This window comes from Uliginosibacterium sp. H1, assembly GCF_036017065.1.
Classification (GTDB): domain Bacteria; phylum Pseudomonadota; class Gammaproteobacteria; order Burkholderiales; family Rhodocyclaceae; genus Uliginosibacterium.
On sequence record NZ_JAYXHR010000001.1, the window covers coordinates 1,075,142 to 1,090,666 of the forward strand.

Annotated in this window: 12 protein-coding genes; 6 read left to right on the plus strand and 6 right to left on the minus strand. The window is 66.5% G+C overall.

Annotated elements, in window-relative coordinates; all coding sequences use genetic code 11:
* Position 1: 1 nt before the first annotated feature.
* Both VVD47_RS04895 and VVD47_RS04900 read right to left on the minus strand, forming a co-directional pair.
* A complete protein-coding gene (locus tag VVD47_RS04895) occupies positions 2-1,585 on the minus strand; it encodes a sensor histidine kinase (protein WP_327602273.1) in 1,584 nt (527 codons plus the stop codon).
* A 34-nt stretch (positions 1,586-1,619) separates the two neighbouring features.
* Positions 1,620-2,381: a hypothetical protein gene (locus VVD47_RS04900; RefSeq protein ID WP_327602274.1), complete on the minus strand. Its 762-nt coding sequence runs from the start codon at positions 2,379-2,381 to the stop codon at positions 1,620-1,622.
* A 303-nt stretch (positions 2,382-2,684) separates the two neighbouring features.
* Between VVD47_RS04900 and VVD47_RS04905 the strand changes: the two genes are divergently transcribed.
* The 4 genes from VVD47_RS04905 to murJ all read left to right on the plus strand — a co-directional run bounded on the left by VVD47_RS04905 (position 2,685) and on the right by murJ (position 7,365).
* Positions 2,685-3,725 carry an ABC transporter substrate-binding protein gene (locus VVD47_RS04905; protein WP_327602275.1) on the plus strand — a complete coding sequence of 347 codons (1,041 nt, stop codon included), beginning with the start codon at positions 2,685-2,687 and terminating at the stop codon, positions 3,723-3,725.
* On the plus strand, positions 3,722-5,179 hold the full coding sequence (locus VVD47_RS04910; protein WP_327602276.1) for a sensor histidine kinase: 1,458 nt from the start codon (positions 3,722-3,724) through the stop codon (positions 5,177-5,179). Before VVD47_RS04905 ends, VVD47_RS04910 begins: the two co-directional genes overlap by 4 nt.
* Positions 5,180-5,260: 81 nt before the next feature.
* Complete coding sequence (locus tag VVD47_RS04915) at positions 5,261-5,668, plus strand: response regulator (protein ID WP_327602277.1); 408 nt, start codon at positions 5,261-5,263, stop codon at positions 5,666-5,668.
* Between the two features lie 158 nt (positions 5,669-5,826).
* Complete coding sequence (murJ, locus tag VVD47_RS04920; RefSeq protein WP_327602278.1) at positions 5,827-7,365, plus strand: murein biosynthesis integral membrane protein MurJ; 1,539 nt, start codon at positions 5,827-5,829, stop codon at positions 7,363-7,365.
* A gap of 66 nt (positions 7,366-7,431) precedes the next feature.
* Here the strand turns inward: murJ and VVD47_RS04925 are convergent, their stop codons facing one another.
* Positions 7,432-10,656, minus strand: a complete 3,225-nt coding sequence (locus VVD47_RS04925; RefSeq protein WP_327602279.1) for an NAD(P)-binding protein — start codon at positions 10,654-10,656, stop codon at positions 7,432-7,434.
* Between the two features lie 171 nt (positions 10,657-10,827).
* Between VVD47_RS04925 and VVD47_RS04930 the strand changes: the two genes are divergently transcribed.
* Positions 10,828-11,721, plus strand: coding sequence for an amidohydrolase family protein (locus tag VVD47_RS04930; protein WP_327602280.1), 894 nt, complete (start codon positions 10,828-10,830; stop codon positions 11,719-11,721).
* 96 nt (positions 11,722-11,817) lie between these two features.
* Here VVD47_RS04930 and VVD47_RS04935 read toward each other — a convergent pair whose 3' ends face one another.
* Positions 11,818-12,309 carry an OmpA family protein gene (locus VVD47_RS04935; RefSeq protein WP_327602281.1) on the minus strand — a complete coding sequence of 164 codons (492 nt, stop codon included), beginning with the start codon at positions 12,307-12,309 and terminating at the stop codon, positions 11,818-11,820.
* 169 nt (positions 12,310-12,478) lie between these two features.
* Between VVD47_RS04935 and VVD47_RS04940 the strand changes: the two genes are divergently transcribed.
* Positions 12,479-13,333, plus strand: coding sequence for an AraC family transcriptional regulator (locus VVD47_RS04940; protein WP_327602282.1), 855 nt, complete (start codon positions 12,479-12,481; stop codon positions 13,331-13,333).
* A gap of 52 nt (positions 13,334-13,385) precedes the next feature.
* Here the strand turns inward: VVD47_RS04940 and VVD47_RS04945 are convergent, their stop codons facing one another.
* Both VVD47_RS04945 and VVD47_RS04950 read right to left on the minus strand, forming a co-directional pair.
* Positions 13,386-14,732 (minus strand): tetratricopeptide repeat protein, encoded by a 1,347-nt coding sequence (locus tag VVD47_RS04945; RefSeq protein ID WP_327602283.1) that lies wholly within the window; start codon positions 14,730-14,732, stop codon positions 13,386-13,388.
* A 178-nt stretch (positions 14,733-14,910) separates the two neighbouring features.
* A complete protein-coding gene (locus tag VVD47_RS04950; protein WP_327602284.1) occupies positions 14,911-15,324 on the minus strand; it encodes a COG4315 family predicted lipoprotein in 414 nt (137 codons plus the stop codon).
* Positions 15,325-15,525 lie beyond the last annotated feature (201 nt).

Sequence of the window (15,525 nt, forward strand, 5' to 3'; positions counted from 1 at the left end):
GTCAGTCCTCGTTGATGGCGGGCAGCCGCATCACCAGGCGCGCCCCGCCGCCCTCGCCATGTTCGGCCAGCAGGTCACCGCCGGCCTGCTGCACGATGTGCTCGCAGATCGACAGCCCCAGCCCCATGCCACCCGGCTTGGTGGTGAAGAAAGGTTCGAAGAGGCGGCCGCGCACTTCCTCGCTGAATCCCGGGCCGCTGTCCTCCACGCACAGCAGGATCTGTCCGTTCTGCAGCAGCGTGTACAGGCGCACATGGCGCTGTTCCTGCGGCACGCCGTCCAGCGCGTCCGCAGCGTTCAGCAGCAGGTTGACCGCCACCTGCTCGAACGCCACCTGCTCGCCCCGCACGCGCGGCAAGCCGTCGGCGAGCTGCAGGTGCACCTGGACCTGGCGGCGCTGCAAGGCTTCGCCGACCAGGCTGAGCGCCGCGCTGGCGACACGGTTGAGATCCACCGCCTCCACCCTGCCCGGCTGCGGCGAAATGAAGCCGCGCAGACGGTGCAGGATGGCACCGGCACGACGCGCCTGCTGGACGGCGGATTGCGCGGCTTCGCGGGCACCGTCGATGGCGGGCGGGTCATCGTCCAGCCAGCGCCCCACCGCCTGCGTGTTCGACAGGATGGCGGCCAGCGGCTGGTTCAGTTCGTGGGCGATGCCTGCGGCCACTTCGCCCATCGCGTTGACACGCGAGGCATGGGCCAGCGCGAGCTGGCGTTGCGTGAGTACGCGGCGCCGGTATTCGACGAAGGCCCAGGCGGCCGCACCGCATACCGCCAGCAGCACCAGCACGCCCCAGGCGAAACGTCCCCAGGGCAGCTGCGCGGGCAGCGGTGGCTGGCGGGTGATGAGGAGGTAGGGCTGGCTGCGCACGCTGAGATGTTTCTCCGCCTGCAGCGGCGTCAGCGACATCCAGTGCGCACGACTGGCCGGGTGGTCCCACAGGACCTGCCCGTCGTCGGTCGCCAGCGTGAAGGAGAAGCCGGCAGGAGGCTGCTCGCCGGCGGCCAGCAGGCGGTCGGTGCGCACATGCAGGGCCCAGGCGCTGTCGGGCCCTGCCGCACGGGCCAGCCAGATGCCTGCGGCATCCGCCAGCGCCGGCGCAACCGGGCTGCGCAATGACGACTCCAGCGTCGGCGTGAGCCGCGGCAGCATTTCGCCCCCCGCGCCATTCGGCGCCGCCGGCCGCCAGCTGCCATCCGCGTTGCGCAGGTAGCGCCGCACCTGGTCGATCTGCGGATAGCTCAGCATGATGGAGCCGGCGAAGCGCGCCTTCACTTCCGGCGTGATCTGCGGCAGGGAGGGCTCCAGCGCCACCAGCGCGGCGAACACCGCCTCGTGCTGTTCGGCACGCTGCGACAACAGGCGATGGAGGATGCGCGACTGCAGGTCGAAGTCTTCCTGGGCGGCGACCCGCTGGCCATGCAACAGCCAGCCGCCCCACAAGGCGCAGGCCAGCAGCCAGCCCGCGATGGCCCAAGGCCACCAGGCGGCGTTCTGCGTCAGGAAACGACGCAGGCCGGATGGCAGCACGCCGCGAGACGGGCGGGACGACGGAACGGGAGAGAGCGGAACGAACGGCTTCATGGGCGCACGACTCTACGCGGCGCCCCAGTGCGGCTCAATCCGTACGACTACGCGATGCCTGCCAGGCGAGCACCGCTTCGGTGGCGTGCGCCATGATGCGGTCACGCTGCGCTTTCGGCAGGGCCTCGGCGAGGTTGGCGAACAGCCACTGGTTGGCTTCCTGCGCCGCACCTTCCGCGGCCAGCCCGTGCGCCAGGCAGAGGATCTGCACGTTGGCCAGCACGTCGGCGATCAGGCGCCAGCCGAGCCGGGGCATTCCCTGGTCGAGCGCCAGCAGCAGGCTGCGCAGGTGACGGGCGATCGCGAGGGCGTCCTCCTGCGACTCCGCGGCGATCATGGTGTGCCAGAGCGCAAGGTGGATGCCGCGACGCAGGGCGATCTTCCAGTCCAGCGCCGCGCCCTCCTCGTCCTGCAACATACTGAGGCGGACCTGGCAATGCACCTCGCCGTCCTCGCCCAGACCGCCGCGCAGGTCGTCCAGCAGCAAGGACAGGCCGCCGAGCATGCCGGCGCCGTACAGCGGCGCATAGGCCAGGCCCCACTGGTCGAGCCCGGCCAGCATCATGGCCATACGCAGGGTGCTGCCCTCGCGGCTGTCCATGCCGACCCACTCCCGCAAGCCGTCGGCAATGCGGGCAAGGCGGGCTTCACGGACGGTCTCGTCGGCTTCCATGCCAAGCCTGAACGCGGCGCCGAAGGCTTCCTGCGCCAGACGCGCGGCCTGTTGCTGTACATCGGCCGTGGCCAGTTCGGCCAGTGGATCCTGCGGAATGTCCGGTGAATGGGCGGTAGCCATGTTTCGAGGGCGAAAAAGTCAGACATTGTGCCCGAGCGCTCCGCCCCACACAAAGACGGAAAACGCCCATAATGCCGCCGCCGCGGGCGGAATGGCCGGCTGCGCAAGGATTGCATCGACTCGACGCTTTGTGTCTTTGTTTGGCGGAATTCAAGTTTCCACAAACGACTACCGACACAGGCATTGGGGTACGGTCTTTTGCGCGTGCGGACCGGCTCCCTTGCCTGCCTCGCTCGCGCCCCGACGTCGGGGCCGGGGCTACAGTCTTCACATGCTTCACGCTTTCCTACGGGAGAACGCTTCATGAATCGCATGATCCGCTGGGCCTTGTCATTCCTCGCCATCGTGGCCACCGACCAGGCGCTTGCCGCCGACGCGCCGGCTGCGACGTCCAGTCGCCCCCTGCGCGTGTTCCACGTGATGAGCTTCGACTCACCCTGGCGCTGGACCGATGGCCAGCTCGAAGGCTTCAAGAAGGGCCTGGGCAGCGACGTGAAGGTGGAATACCGCGTCTTCCAGATGGACGTGAAGCGCAACAGCACCCACGAGGCCAAGGAAAAGAAGGGCCAGGAGGCCCGCGCGATCATCGACGAGTGGAAGCCCGACCTCGTCTACACCTCGGACGACGACGCGCAGACCTACGTCACCAAGCATTACGCCAACACCAAGCTGCCCTTCGTGTTCAGCGGCATGAACAAGACGCCCGCCGACCACGGCCTGCAAGGCGCCAGCAATATCGCCGGCGTGCTGGAACAGGAGCACTTCGTCGAAACGGTCAAGCTGCTGCAGGCCATCAACCCGAAGGTGAAGCGCCTGGCGGTGATCGGCGACGACGCCCCGCACTGGGCACCGGTCATCGAACGCATCCGGACGCGTATGGCCCAACTGCCGGGCAGCACCCTGGTGGCGGTGGACATCGTCAAGACCTTCGACGAGTACAAGGCCAAGCTCCAGTCCTACCCGCAGGTTGCCGACGCCGTGGTGCAACTGGGCGTATTCACCATCAAGGACAACAACGGCGCAGCAGTGAAGTACCAGGACATCCTGCGCTGGACGGCGGAGAACTCGAAGCTGCCCGACGTGAGCTTCTGGATCGACCGCATCCACTACGGTGTGCTGGCTGCCGTCACCGTGTCCGAACGTGAGCAAGGCCTTGCCGCCGGCAAGCTGGCGCGCAGCATCCTGGTGGACAAGGCGACGCCGTCCTCCCTGCCGATGAAGCCCACGCTGAAAGGCACGCCAAGCCTGAGCCTGGCCCGTGCCAAGGCGCTGAACTACAGCATCAAGTCGTCCCTGCTCCTGTCCTCCGAGGTCGTCACAGCCTACGAGTGGGAGAAACAGTGACGCTGGGACTGCGCAACAAGATTGCACTCATCGTCGTTGGTGTCGTCCTCACCGGCATCGTCGCCATCACGGCGACCTCCAGCCTGCTGTTCTCCGCCCAGTATGCGGACGCCCTGCTGTCGCGTTCGCACGCCATCGCCAAGGGCCTGTCGATCCAGCTCGAACGCCTGCTCGCGCTGGACATCCGCATCGACGAGCTGGTCGGCTTCGAGGAGCAGTGCATCGAGGCGGTGCGGGCCTACGAAGGCATCTCGTACGCCCAGGTGGTCAGTCCGCAAGGCCAGGTACTGTTCCACAGCCAGAACAACCGCATCGGCACAAAGCTGAACCTGCCTTCCGGCAGCGGCGACGACCGTCCCCGGACGATCACCGACAACGTCGAGAACACCTACGTATCCATCGTTCCGGTGATGGACCCGGCCGGCAACCGGGTTGCCGACGTGTGGGTGGGCTTTCCCCGCGAGCAGATCGTCGCACAGCGCAATGCCATGCTGATCGCGGGCTTCGGTGTGGGCCTGTGTGTGTTGATACTGGGCCTGGCCTTCCTGTACTTCACCCTGTCGCGCTACGTCACCGGGCCGATCGCCGCGTTCTCCCGCGTGGTGTCGCATGTCCGCGACAACCAGGGCGACTATTCGCTGCGTGTTCCGCCGCAAGGCGACGATGAGCTCGGCGGCATGATGCAGGGCTTCAACCAGCTGCTCGACCAGATCGAACAACGCAACCGCGACCTCGTACAGGCCAAGGAAGCGTCGGACGCCGCCAACCGCGCCAAGTCGGAGTTCCTCGCGACCATGAGTCACGAGATCCGCACGCCGATGAACGCCGTGCTCGGCATGAACGACCTGTTGATGCGCACCGAGCTGAGCGACAAGCAGCGCCGCTACGCCACCAACGTGCAAAGCGCCGGGCGCTGGCTGCTGGGCATCCTCAACGACATCCTGGATTTCTCCAAGATCGAGGCCGGCAAGCTCAGTCTCAGCCCCGCGCCCTTCTGCGTGCGCACCCTCATCGAAGAGGCCGTGCAGATGCAATCCGAAATGGCGGAAAAGAAGGCCCTCGACATGTCCTGGGAGATTCCCGAAGACATGCCTGCGCGGCTGCATGGCGACAGCGGTCGCCTGATGCAGATGCTCACCAACCTGATCAGCAATGCCATCAAATTCACCGAGCAGGGCCAGATCAGGGTCTCGGTGTCGCGTACCGGCGACCGCATGGTGTTCGCGGTGACCGACACCGGGATCGGCGTTGCACCCGAGATCGTGCCGAAGCTCTTCGAGCCGTTCACACAAGCTGACAGTTCCACCTCGCGCCGTTACGGTGGCACGGGTTTAGGATTGGCCATCGTGAAGCAGCTGGCCGAAGCGATGGAGGGCGACGTCGGTGCCGACTCCACGCCCGGACAGGGCGCGACATTCTGGTTTTCCGCAAGATTGGAAGTTTTGCCCGCATGAGAGCATTGCCCCATGCGGGCAGCTTGTTCCTCGGCTTACAGGCGAGCTAGACTGCGCCGAACCTTCCCCGTACAACGACAAATGCATGAATCCCGGACGTTCAGCATCCCCGTGTTGCTGGCCGAGGACAATCCGCTGAATCAGGAACTGGTCTGCGAGTTCCTCGCCGACACGCCGTTCGCGATCACGATCGCCGAGAACGGCCAGCGCGCGGTGGATGTGTTCACACAGCAGCATTTCGAGCTGGTGCTGATGGACTGCCAGATGCCGATCATGGACGGCCTGGAAGCCACCCGCGTCATCCGCCGCATCGAGGCGGAAAAGGCTCTCCAGCGCACCCCCATCATCGCCGTGACCGCCAACGCCATCCGTGGCGACCGCGACACCTGCCTGGCCGCCGGCATGGACGACTACCTCAGCAAACCTTTCAGCCCGGAAGTGCTGATCGAGCTGCTGGTCAAGTGGGCAGCCAGTCCGCAGGCGTCCTGATTCTTTCCTGACTCTTTCCTGAGCTCTTCCGCACCTTCCCCATCCGCACCTGACGGCGCCGCAGCCAGTCACGTCCCGCCTCGCGCCTTGCCTTGCCGCGCTTCTCCAGCGGCAGCTATGATCCGCGGCTTCCCGCCTCACTACCGCCGCGCCCCCTCATGAACCTGCTTCGCGCGCTCGCCACCGTCAGTGGCATGACGCTGGTTTCGCGCATCCTCGGCTTCGTCCGTGATGCCGTCACCGCCTACGCCTTCGGGGCCAGCGTGATGATGGACGCGTTCGTCGTCGCCTTCCGCCTGCCCAACCTGCTGCGCCGGCTGTTCGCCGAGGGCGCGTTCTCGCAGGCCTTCGTACCGATCCTCGCGGAGTACAAAAACAAGCAGGGCGAAGCCGAGACGAAACGCCTGGTCAATCACGTCGCCTCACTGCTGGGGGTCGCGGTGCTGCTGGTCTCCATCCTCGGCGCCATCGCCGCGCCGGCCATCATCTGGCTGACCGCACCGGGCTTCGCCGACGAGCCGCAGCGCTTCGCGCTCACCGTCGAGATGACGCGGATCACCTTCCCCTACATCTTCTTCATGGCGCTGGTGGCCCTGTCGGCCGGCGTGCTCAACACCTGGGGCCGATTCGCGGTACCGGCCTTCACGCCGGTGCTGCTCAACATCGCGATGATCGTGATGGCACTGTTCGCCGCACCCTGGTTCGACCCACCGGTGCTGGCGCTGGCCTGGGGCGCCTTCCTCGGCGGCGTGCTGCAGCTGGCCCTGCAGGTGCCCGCGCTGATGAAGATCGGCATGCTGCCGCGCTTCTCGCTGACCTTCAGCGACCCGGGCGTGAACCGCATCCTCAAGCTGATGCTGCCCGCGACGCTGGGCGTATCGGTGGCACAGGTCTCACTGCTCATCAACCAGGTGTTCGCCAGCTTCCTGCCCGCCGGCAGCATGAGCTGGCTGTACTTTGCCGATCGCCTGATGGAGTTCCCCACCGGCCTGCTCGGCGTGGCGATGGGCACCATCCTGCTGCCCAGCCTGGCGAAGTACCACAGCACGGACGACCGCGCCGGCTTCTCCGCCCTGCTCGACTGGGGCCTGCGCATGACGCTGCTGCTGACGCTGCCCGCTGCCGTGGCGCTCGCCATCATCGGCGTGCCGCTGGTGGCCACCCTGTTCAAGCACGGCGCCTTCACCGCCGCCGACGTGCTGCAGACGCGCACCGCACTCGCCGCCTATGCCGTCGGCCTCACCGGCCTCATCGCCGTGAAGATCCTCGCCCCCGCGTTCTACTCGCGGCAGGACATCCGCACACCGGTGAAATTCGGCGTCATCTCGCTGGTCGCCACGCAGCTGATGAACCTCGCCTTCATCGGCCCGCTGCGTCATGCCGGCCTGGCGCTGTCGATCAGCCTCGCCGCCCTGCTGAACGCCGGCCTGCTCTACCACGGCCTGCGCAAACGCGACGCCTACCAGCCGGCCGCCGGGTGGGGGAAGTTCAGCCTGAAGCTGGGCGTAGCACTGATCGTGATGGGTGCGGCGCTGTACTTCGCGATGGGCGCTGAAACCTTCTGGCTGCAAGCCAGCACGCACGACCGGCTGATCCGGCTGATGCTCGTCATCCTCGCCGGCGTGACGACTTACTTCGGCAGTCTGTTCGCGCTGGGATTCCGCCCTGCGGACTTCAAGCGACGCACAAAGGTCTAGCTCGCATCCACTCAAAGAGAAACGCCGGCTTGAGCCGGCGTTTCTCTTTGTCACGTCAGGCAGACATCAACCGAAGTCCTTCTCCCCCTGGATGACCGCCGGGTAGCCCGTCATTGCGCGCGAGGTCTGCATGCCGGCCATCGTCGCCGCCTCCACGCAACCCGCGTTCAGGCCCGTGCGGATCCAGTCTCCCGTCAGGTAGAGGTTGGAGAAACCGCTGCCATCGGTTTCCAGTCGTGCCTTGGTGGAGTTCACCACCGACAGCACGTACTGCTCCGACGGGTCGACGTTGGCGCGCCAGTACTGGCTGTTGAAGCGCGCCTCGCCGCTGCCGCCGTCCGGGTCGACCAGCCAGTTCCATTCGAACTTGCCAGGCTTGCCGACGCCCGCGGCGGCGGGCCACAGCCAGCCCATCTCGCTGGTCATGTTGTGGATCGCACCGGCCTTCGCGACGGCGGCGACCTCTGCAGGAAAGCCGTGGTTGCTCGGCGGCGGCAGCTTGCCTTGCGTGAAGGCGCTGCAGAAGTAGGCGCAGTTCTTCGGCTCGTCGGCGCCGACCGGCCAGTCCTCGCGGCACAGCAACTGGTCCATCGATGCCCAGGTGTCATAGGGTTCGGTAAAACCGGACAGCACCGGCTCCTCGCCACTCCTGGGCGTGTAGGCCCAGCCGAGGTTCTTCAGCGGCTGGTTGAGCCAGAGCTGGTAGGCCTGCGTCGCCACCGTCTTCACCACGTTCGAGGTGTTGGCGAGTGCCGGGCTTTCGGCCAGCAGCTTTGGCGCGATCCACGGCAGGGAGCCGATGGAGATGCCGAACACCACGCGGTCGAAATCCACACCGCGCTTCAGCGTGAGTTGCGGCAGCGGCTGGCCGAAGCTCTGCTGGTACACCTCCGGCCAGTTGGTCCACATCGACTCCAGGTTGATGCCGTTGCTCTGCAGCACCGCCGCCTGCTTGTCGTCGATCTCACCGTAGTTCGGCTCGCTCGGCCAGCACGGCAGGCCCTTCACCGGCACGAAGGGATCGTAGTCGTCACCCTTCAAGGCGACCTGCTGGGTCATCAGGATTTCATCGACGGCGCCGTTCTTCGGCACCATGTCCTCCACCTTGTGGAAGAACCGGAACTTCACGCCGCGCTGCTTCAGCACTTCGTACATCGGCGCGAAGATCACGTCGCCCATGCCGGCCTGCATCTTCCACATGACGCCGCCCTTGTAGAGCAGGCCGATGCGCAGCGTGGCGCGCAGCATCGTGCCGGCTTCCACGTTGGGTTTGCTGAAGTCGCCGTCGACATAGGCGAACACCAGGTCGTACAGCGCGCGCACCGGTGCGCAATCCACCGTGTAACGCTCGTTGGCGCCGTGCTTCTTCAGCCAGGCGCGCAGGTCGATGTCGTTGATGACGTCGAAGGTCTGCGCCTTGAACACGCCGTCGCGCACCATGCCCACCAGCGTGGCGACGCCGAGGTCCAGCGTGATGAACAGGCGACGCAGTTCGTCGTTGGTGTCCAGCAGGTCACCGACGCGCGCATACACCAGCCGACGCATCACCTCCAGCGCGTCGGCGGCCAGCTCGAACTGCACTTGATCGCTGCGCAGGTGCGCCGCCTTGAAGCTGCCCACCAGCGCCTCGGCGCGGGTGGACAGGCGCGCGACATCCTCGCCGAACTCGCTCAGCACCTTGATCGCCACATCCTCGGCGCGCTCGACCACCTCCTCCTTCACCTCGGCCACCACCTTGTTGAAGAGGTTGCCGAGCAGGCCGCGCGGCACCGGCCCCGCTGGTCGCGGGTTGGCCTGCACCGCGGCGTGGGCCTGCAACTCGCCGAGGATTTTCTTGATCCACGCGTAGGCCGCCACCGCGGCGTCCCACATGTTCAGCACTTCCTCGCCGTCGCCGGGCGTGCCGGGCAGCAGCGGGAAGTCAACCGGCCAGGTCTTCCAGTCGCCGTCGATGAATTCGGTGACCGCAGTGAAGCTGTGCGACTTGAAGGCCTCGTCCCAGGTCGCCAGCGGCGCGCCGGGCGGGCGGCCGAGTTCGCCGTACACCTTCTGGATCGCGTTGAAGGCGTTCTCGTAGAAGCCGAACCAGATGTGCAGGCCGTGCTCCTCGATGCGCTGCCCGTACTTCGCATTGCGGCCGCTCGCCCCCTTTCCGCCGAGTCGCCAGCCCATCTGGTACAGCGTGATGTCGTACTTGCTCTGCCAGCCCGGCTGATCGGTGAGGTAGAAGGCCGTCATCATCGAGCCGACGCCACCGCCGAGGATGGCGATCTTCTCCGGCGCGATCACCGAGTTGTTGTACAGCTCCTGTGCCTGCTGGACCGTGAAGTCGAAGTACAGGTTGATCGGCATGATGGCGTCCTGCGCGCCGAGTTCCAGGCCGAGCGTCTGCGCCAGCGGGAAGCTGGCGTTGTCGTGCAGGTTCAGGCTGTAGGTGCCGCCCAGCAGTGCGGCGCTGTGCAGCTTGTCCACCTTCGCCGGGGCGATGGTGATGGCCTGGTACACCGCGCGGTCGCCGGTGCCGTCCGGCAGCTGCTTCAGGAAGATCTGCGCCAGTTGCTCGGACAGCAACTGCTTCATCACGTCGCGCACGCCGGCCTCGTCCAGCGCGAAGAAGCCCGGCGAGGACATCAGCACCTTGAGGCCTTCTTCCATGAACTCGACGAATTCGCCGATCGGCGTGTCCGGTGCCTTGCTGGTCTGCGTCACCTCCAGCAGCGGGTTCCAGGCGAGCTGGGTTTCCGGCGAGAAGGGCTGGAAGCTCTTCACCGTCAGCGTCAGCTTCTCCGCCGGCTGGCCAACGTCCGGCATCGTGTATTGGCAGTCGTACTTGGGGTAGCCGTACAACTCGCGCCCGTTGATCAGCGCCATGGCGTCGTCCACCCAGATGTGCATCGGGTAGAAGAACACGCGGTCGATCTTCGTCTGCCCCTTCTCCTCGACCTCGCGACCGACGATCACCCAGGTGACGATGTCGGTCTCCTTGATCCAGCCCTTGTCACGATCCACCGGCCGCTCGGAGAAGGCGTGGCTGATGCGCGTGAAGCTCAGCAGCACGTAAGGCGTCAGCACCCGGAAGCGCGCCCGGCCACCGGACCCCGCACTCAAGGTGGCATCCACCGAGCGCTGCAGGCATTCCGTCTTGCCCTTCACGAAGAAGCCGTACAGGTTGGCCTGCTGCAGTACCAGCGGCGAGTGCATCAGCACCGAACCCGGCGGGTAGATGTAGGGCGGACGGTTGGGCGTCTCCGGACTTCCGGACGGACTTGCGGGCGTACGTTCCTGGCTCATTCCTTCTCCTCCCCTGAAGTGTTGGATGGATGACTGCTGACAAGAAGCTGCTGCACCGGACGGCGGGTGCCGTGATTCTGCATGGGCTGCCCGCATTTGTGAGAAACGGAAAATGAGGCAAAACTACCGGCTATCCGATTACAAAGACACCGCCCCGAAGGACAGCCCGCCATGCCCCTCGCATCCCTGCGTCCCCGCCTCGCTGCCCTGGTCGGCATCGCGCTGCTGGCCACCGGTCTGACCAGCCCGGCCCAGGCCCAGGACCGCGCCCGGAATCCGGCCGCGAAGACCATGCCGATCTTCGACGCCCACCTGCACTACAACTGGGAGCCGACCGCCCATTTCCCGCTCGACAAGGTGTTGAAGACCTTCGCCGACAACAACGTGCGCGGCATCCTCGCCACCAGCCGGCCGAACGCCGGCACCCATGCGCTGGTGTCCGCAGGGCAGCCCAAGCCCTGGGTGGTGCCCTTCCTGCGGCCCTACCGCATCCGCGCCGACATCGGCACCTGGTACGGCGACCGCCAGACCATGAAGCTGATCGAGGAGGAGTTTCCACGCGGCTACTACAAGGGCATCGGCGAATTCCACCTACACGGCTTCGCCGCGAAGAGCGACGTGGTGCGCGACGTCGTGCTGTTCGCCAGGAAGCACAAGCTGATGCTGCACGCCCACAGCGACGTGGTGGCCATCGAGGAGTTGTTCGCCGTCGACCCGCAGGCGCGCATCATCTGGGCGCACACCGGCTTCACCGAACCGGCCGACAAGGTTGCGGAAATGTTGCAGCGCTATCCCGGCCTGACGGCGGAGCTGTCGTACCGTGGCGGCATCACCGGCGCAGGGGGCGTGACGGCCGAATGGAAACGGCTGTTCGACCGCTTCCCCGACCGCTTCCTGCTCGGCTCCGACACCTGGATCAACGAGCGCTGGGACGACTACCCGAACATCATCGGGCAGTACCGCGAATGGCTGGCCGACCTGCCGCCCGCGGTGGCGGAACAGATCGCCTGGAAGAACGCCGAGCGCCTGTTCGGCCCGGCGCCGGAGGCTGTCACGAAACCCTGACGCCTCTCCGGAGCCACGCCCCGGACGCACGAAGAACAAAAGGCAAAGGGCCGCAATCGCGGCCCTTTGCACGAGTACGACCTGCTTGAAACCCGCTTACTGCACGCGCAACTCGACGCGACGTGCCTCGGCCGCCTGGCCATCGCCAAGCGTGCTTTCCGGCTTGCGCAGCTTCACCCGCTCGACGCCCACGCCGGCAGACAGCAAGGCCTGGCGCACACCCAGGGCACGCTGCTTGGCCAGCTCCGCGTTCTGCGCGGCGTTGCCGCTGGCATCGTGGAAGCCGGAGACCAGCACGATCAGCGTCGGTTGGGCCGCGGCGGCCTCCACCACCTTGGCCAGTTGCGCCTGCGCATCGCCCGACAGATCCGCTTGGCCGATCTCGTAGTACACCTTGACCAGGGCCTCGCCGACCGGGGCGATGTCCACTTCCTCGATCACCAGTTCGACCTCGGGTGCCTCGGCGCTCGGGCGGGAACCCAGGCCCATCACCGCAAAGGTGAGGACACCCACCACCACGGCCGCGACAATCAGGCCGATGAAGGTAAGGGCCACGCGGGTATTGTCATCATCGTCCTGACTGCTCATGCAAGCCTCCCTGTTATGAATCCGGAAGGCAGGAGAATACGCCTCTGGCATCTGCCTTTGCATCACAAATTTGAGACATGTGGCGAGCGCTGGACCATGCTCAAAATGCGCAATCCTGATCAAAGCCGCTGCGGGAGGATGGCCCTGCAGGCAACCACCACCGGACCCAATGAAAGCCGCTACCCGAGAACGCCACGGCGAACGTATCGAACGCGCAGTGCGCTGGCTCACCCGCCACCTGGATGCCGGGGTCGACCTCCACCGGCTGGCGGAGGAGGCCGCGTTGTCGCCGTATCACTTCCATCGCGTCTATCGCGCGCACATGGGCGAGACGGTGCAGCAGACGCTGAGCCGGCTGCGGCTGCACCGCGCGGCCGGGCGGCTGCTGGAAGGGTCGCGGGCCATCGCGCTGATCGCCACCGAAGCGGGTTTCGGCAGCGTGCAGGCCTTCAACCGCGCTTTCCGCGCGGCCTATGGCCTGCCCCCCGCAGCCTTCCGCGGACGCCGGCTGGTGCAGTTTCCTGCACTGCCATCCCTCAACCGTCAGGAGAACACCATGTACACCGTTCGCATCGAGAACCGCCCCACCGTCGCCGTCGTCGCGCTGGCCCACGAGGGTGACTACCAGCAGATCGGCCACAGCTTCGAGCGCCTTGCCGCCTGGGCGGGCGGCAAGGGCTTGCTGGGACCGCAGACGCGCTCCTTCGGCATCTACTACGACGATCCCGAATCGGTGCCCGCCAGGGATCTGCGCTCGGAGGCCTGCATCACCGTCCCCGCCGGCTTCCGGCCGGAAGAAGACTTCCGCCTGTTGCAGACCCCGGGCGGCCGCTGCGCAGTGCTGGAATTCACCGGCCCTTACGCCGAACTGCACAAGGCCTACGCCTGGCTGTACGGCGAATGGCTGCCGGCCAGCAACGAGGAACCGGCCGATGCGCCGGCCTTCGAGGAATACCTCAACAACTGCGCGGACCTGCCGCCCAGCGAGTGGCGCACCGCCATCTGCATTCCGCTGGCGGATTGAACGACGCCCCGCCCCTCGGCTTGCCGAGGGGTGGCACCTGCGACGACAACGCTCAGGCCGCCACCTGCACGCGGGCGCCCGCGATCCGCGTCGCCAGGCGCCAACTCCAGTCGGTGGGCTTGAGCCGCGCACGCTCGGCCAGGTAATGCTCCGCACGCGAAAGATCGCGCGAGCGGATCGCGGCCTCGATCAGCGTCAGCGACAACAGGTCGCGCTGCGCGTTGCTGCCGCCGAAGCGGTGCGCATGGTCGCGCACCCGCGCGATGCGCGTGATGGCCTGTGCGTGCTGTCCGCGCGCAAACGCCAGCATGCCTTCCGCCAGCGGCAGACCGACTTCGCTGGTCATCACCGCGTTGAGACTTGTGGTGCCGGTGGCCGTCTCGCGCATCTGCGCCAGCAGGCGCTCAATGGCGTGGCCGCGCCCGCAGGCCGCGAAGCTCAGCATGGCGTGCAGGTCGTTGAAGGCGTAGTGGCCGCGCTCCACGTCCAGCTTGCCCTGCCAGATGTCGGCCACCCGCTCGAAACGGTCACCGATGTCCACGCCTTCCAGGCTCAGGCGCCACAACATCGCGGTGGCGTCCACCAGCACCAGCAGCATGTCGGTCTGCGGGCCGAGGATGCGCTGGTCGACGATCTCCAGCACCGCCGCGTGTTCGCCGCGGTCGAGGTGGAACAGCGCGAGATGCCACCAGTTATGCGGTGCGAAGCCATTGCCCGGCTTCGCCCAGTCGGCCTCGCGACCGCGCAGCCAGTCCATGCCCTCTTCGATGCGCCCCTGCATCTCCATGACGTGTGCCACCGCATGCACGGACCAGCCGTCGGCGGGGTCGATCTCCAGCGCGCGGCGCCCCAGGCGTTCGGCCTCGGCGTACTCGTGACACTCCTCCAGGCCGAAGGCCTGCATGCCCAGTACGTAGGAGTAGCCCGGCATGTCGCTGCGCCAGGCGCGCAGCACGCGCGCCACGCGATTGCGCAGGTTCACCGCGTCGCCACGGTAGAAGTCCATCAGGTGAGATATCTGGATGCTCAGCGCATCGCAGGGGTGCTCGATCAGCACTTCGTCGAAGACCTGGCAGGCACTCAGCCAGTCACCGGCGACGAGACGTTCCGCCGCCAGCGTCAGGCGCTGCTCGCGTTGCGTGGCGTACTTGTGCAGGCCGGCGGCACGCGTCACCGCTTCGCGCACCATGGGCAGGTAGCGCTGCTCGGACGTCGTGTAGAGCACGAAGGCCTTGAACAGATGACCCATGATGAAATCCGGGTCGGCGGCGAGCGCACGCTCGATGGTGGCAATCGGGTCGCCGCTGTAGCGCTGGAATTCGGCCAGCGCGGTTTCGTACAGTGCCACTGCGTCACGACTGCCGGTCGATACCGGCACGCCACGAAAATCCTTCAACATTGAAAATCCCCTGACAGGTTTGCTGGCGCACGCCGCGGCCATGCCGTCGGCTTGCGCATTTATCGAACTGCTTGGTTTGATGGGCCGGGCGACGGTCATGCCGCCCAGCAGGCAGGCAAGGCTCATGCGGTGCGTCCGGTTGCGGCTGAGTAGCTGCCGAGTACTGCTCAGTAATCGCTCAGTAGCCCCACTCGCTGCGCGAGCTGGCGCCACCACCGGACGCGGCAGCCTTGCGGTCGCCACGCAGCACGTGCCACACGCCACCCTGGTTGTCGCCGGTGATGTCGCCCGGCTTCGCATCGCCGACATAGAAGTACAGCGGCATGCCTTTCCAGGCCCACTGCTGGCTGCCGTCGTCGCGACGCAGGATGCTGAAGTCACCCCCTGCCAGTGCCGGGTTGGCGACCGCGAAGGGCGGCCATGCCGCCGCACAGCCCCCGTTGCAGGTGCTGCGACCGCCGCTGTCCTTGTCGAAGGTGTAGAGCGTGCGGCCGTCCTTGCTGGCGAGCACGCCATTCTTCTCGATGGCGGGGTTGGCCTGCGCGGTGGTGACGATGCTCAGCAGGGCAGTGGTGATGAGGATGTGCTTCATGTCGGTATCTCCGTAGTGGTTGCGCGCAATGGCTGCGCGTAATGGTTGCGACCCGCGGGCCTCAGCAGCCCGGCGATGACACATACGGAGCACCCCGCACAACGGATGCAGGCTGGATGCGGATTCCAGTACAGACGAAGGGGCAGTCGCCGCCTCCCACGACGAGGGGACGATCAGGGAAGACGTGGAACGATCAGCGGA

Coding starts and splice junctions, on each gene's coding strand:
- VVD47_RS04895 (WP_327602273.1), bottom strand. CDS start 1,585: ATGAAGCCGTTCGTTCCGCTCTCTCCCGTTCCGTCGTCCCGCCCGTCT.
- VVD47_RS04900 (WP_327602274.1), bottom strand. CDS start 2,381: ATGGCTACCGCCCATTCACCGGACATTCCGCAGGATCCACTGGCCGAA.
- VVD47_RS04905 (WP_327602275.1), top strand. CDS start 2,685: ATGAATCGCATGATCCGCTGGGCCTTGTCATTCCTCGCCATCGTGGCC.
- VVD47_RS04915 (WP_327602277.1), top strand. CDS start 5,261: ATGCATGAATCCCGGACGTTCAGCATCCCCGTGTTGCTGGCCGAGGAC.
- murJ (WP_327602278.1), top strand. CDS start 5,827: ATGAACCTGCTTCGCGCGCTCGCCACCGTCAGTGGCATGACGCTGGTT.
- VVD47_RS04925 (WP_327602279.1), bottom strand. CDS start 10,656: ATGAGCCAGGAACGTACGCCCGCAAGTCCGTCCGGAAGTCCGGAGACG.
- VVD47_RS04930 (WP_327602280.1), top strand. CDS start 10,828: ATGCCCCTCGCATCCCTGCGTCCCCGCCTCGCTGCCCTGGTCGGCATC.
- VVD47_RS04935 (WP_327602281.1), bottom strand. CDS start 12,309: ATGAGCAGTCAGGACGATGATGACAATACCCGCGTGGCCCTTACCTTC.
- VVD47_RS04940 (WP_327602282.1), top strand. CDS start 12,479: ATGAAAGCCGCTACCCGAGAACGCCACGGCGAACGTATCGAACGCGCA.
- VVD47_RS04945 (WP_327602283.1), bottom strand. CDS start 14,732: ATGTTGAAGGATTTTCGTGGCGTGCCGGTATCGACCGGCAGTCGTGAC.
- VVD47_RS04950 (WP_327602284.1), bottom strand. CDS start 15,324: ATGAAGCACATCCTCATCACCACTGCCCTGCTGAGCATCGTCACCACC.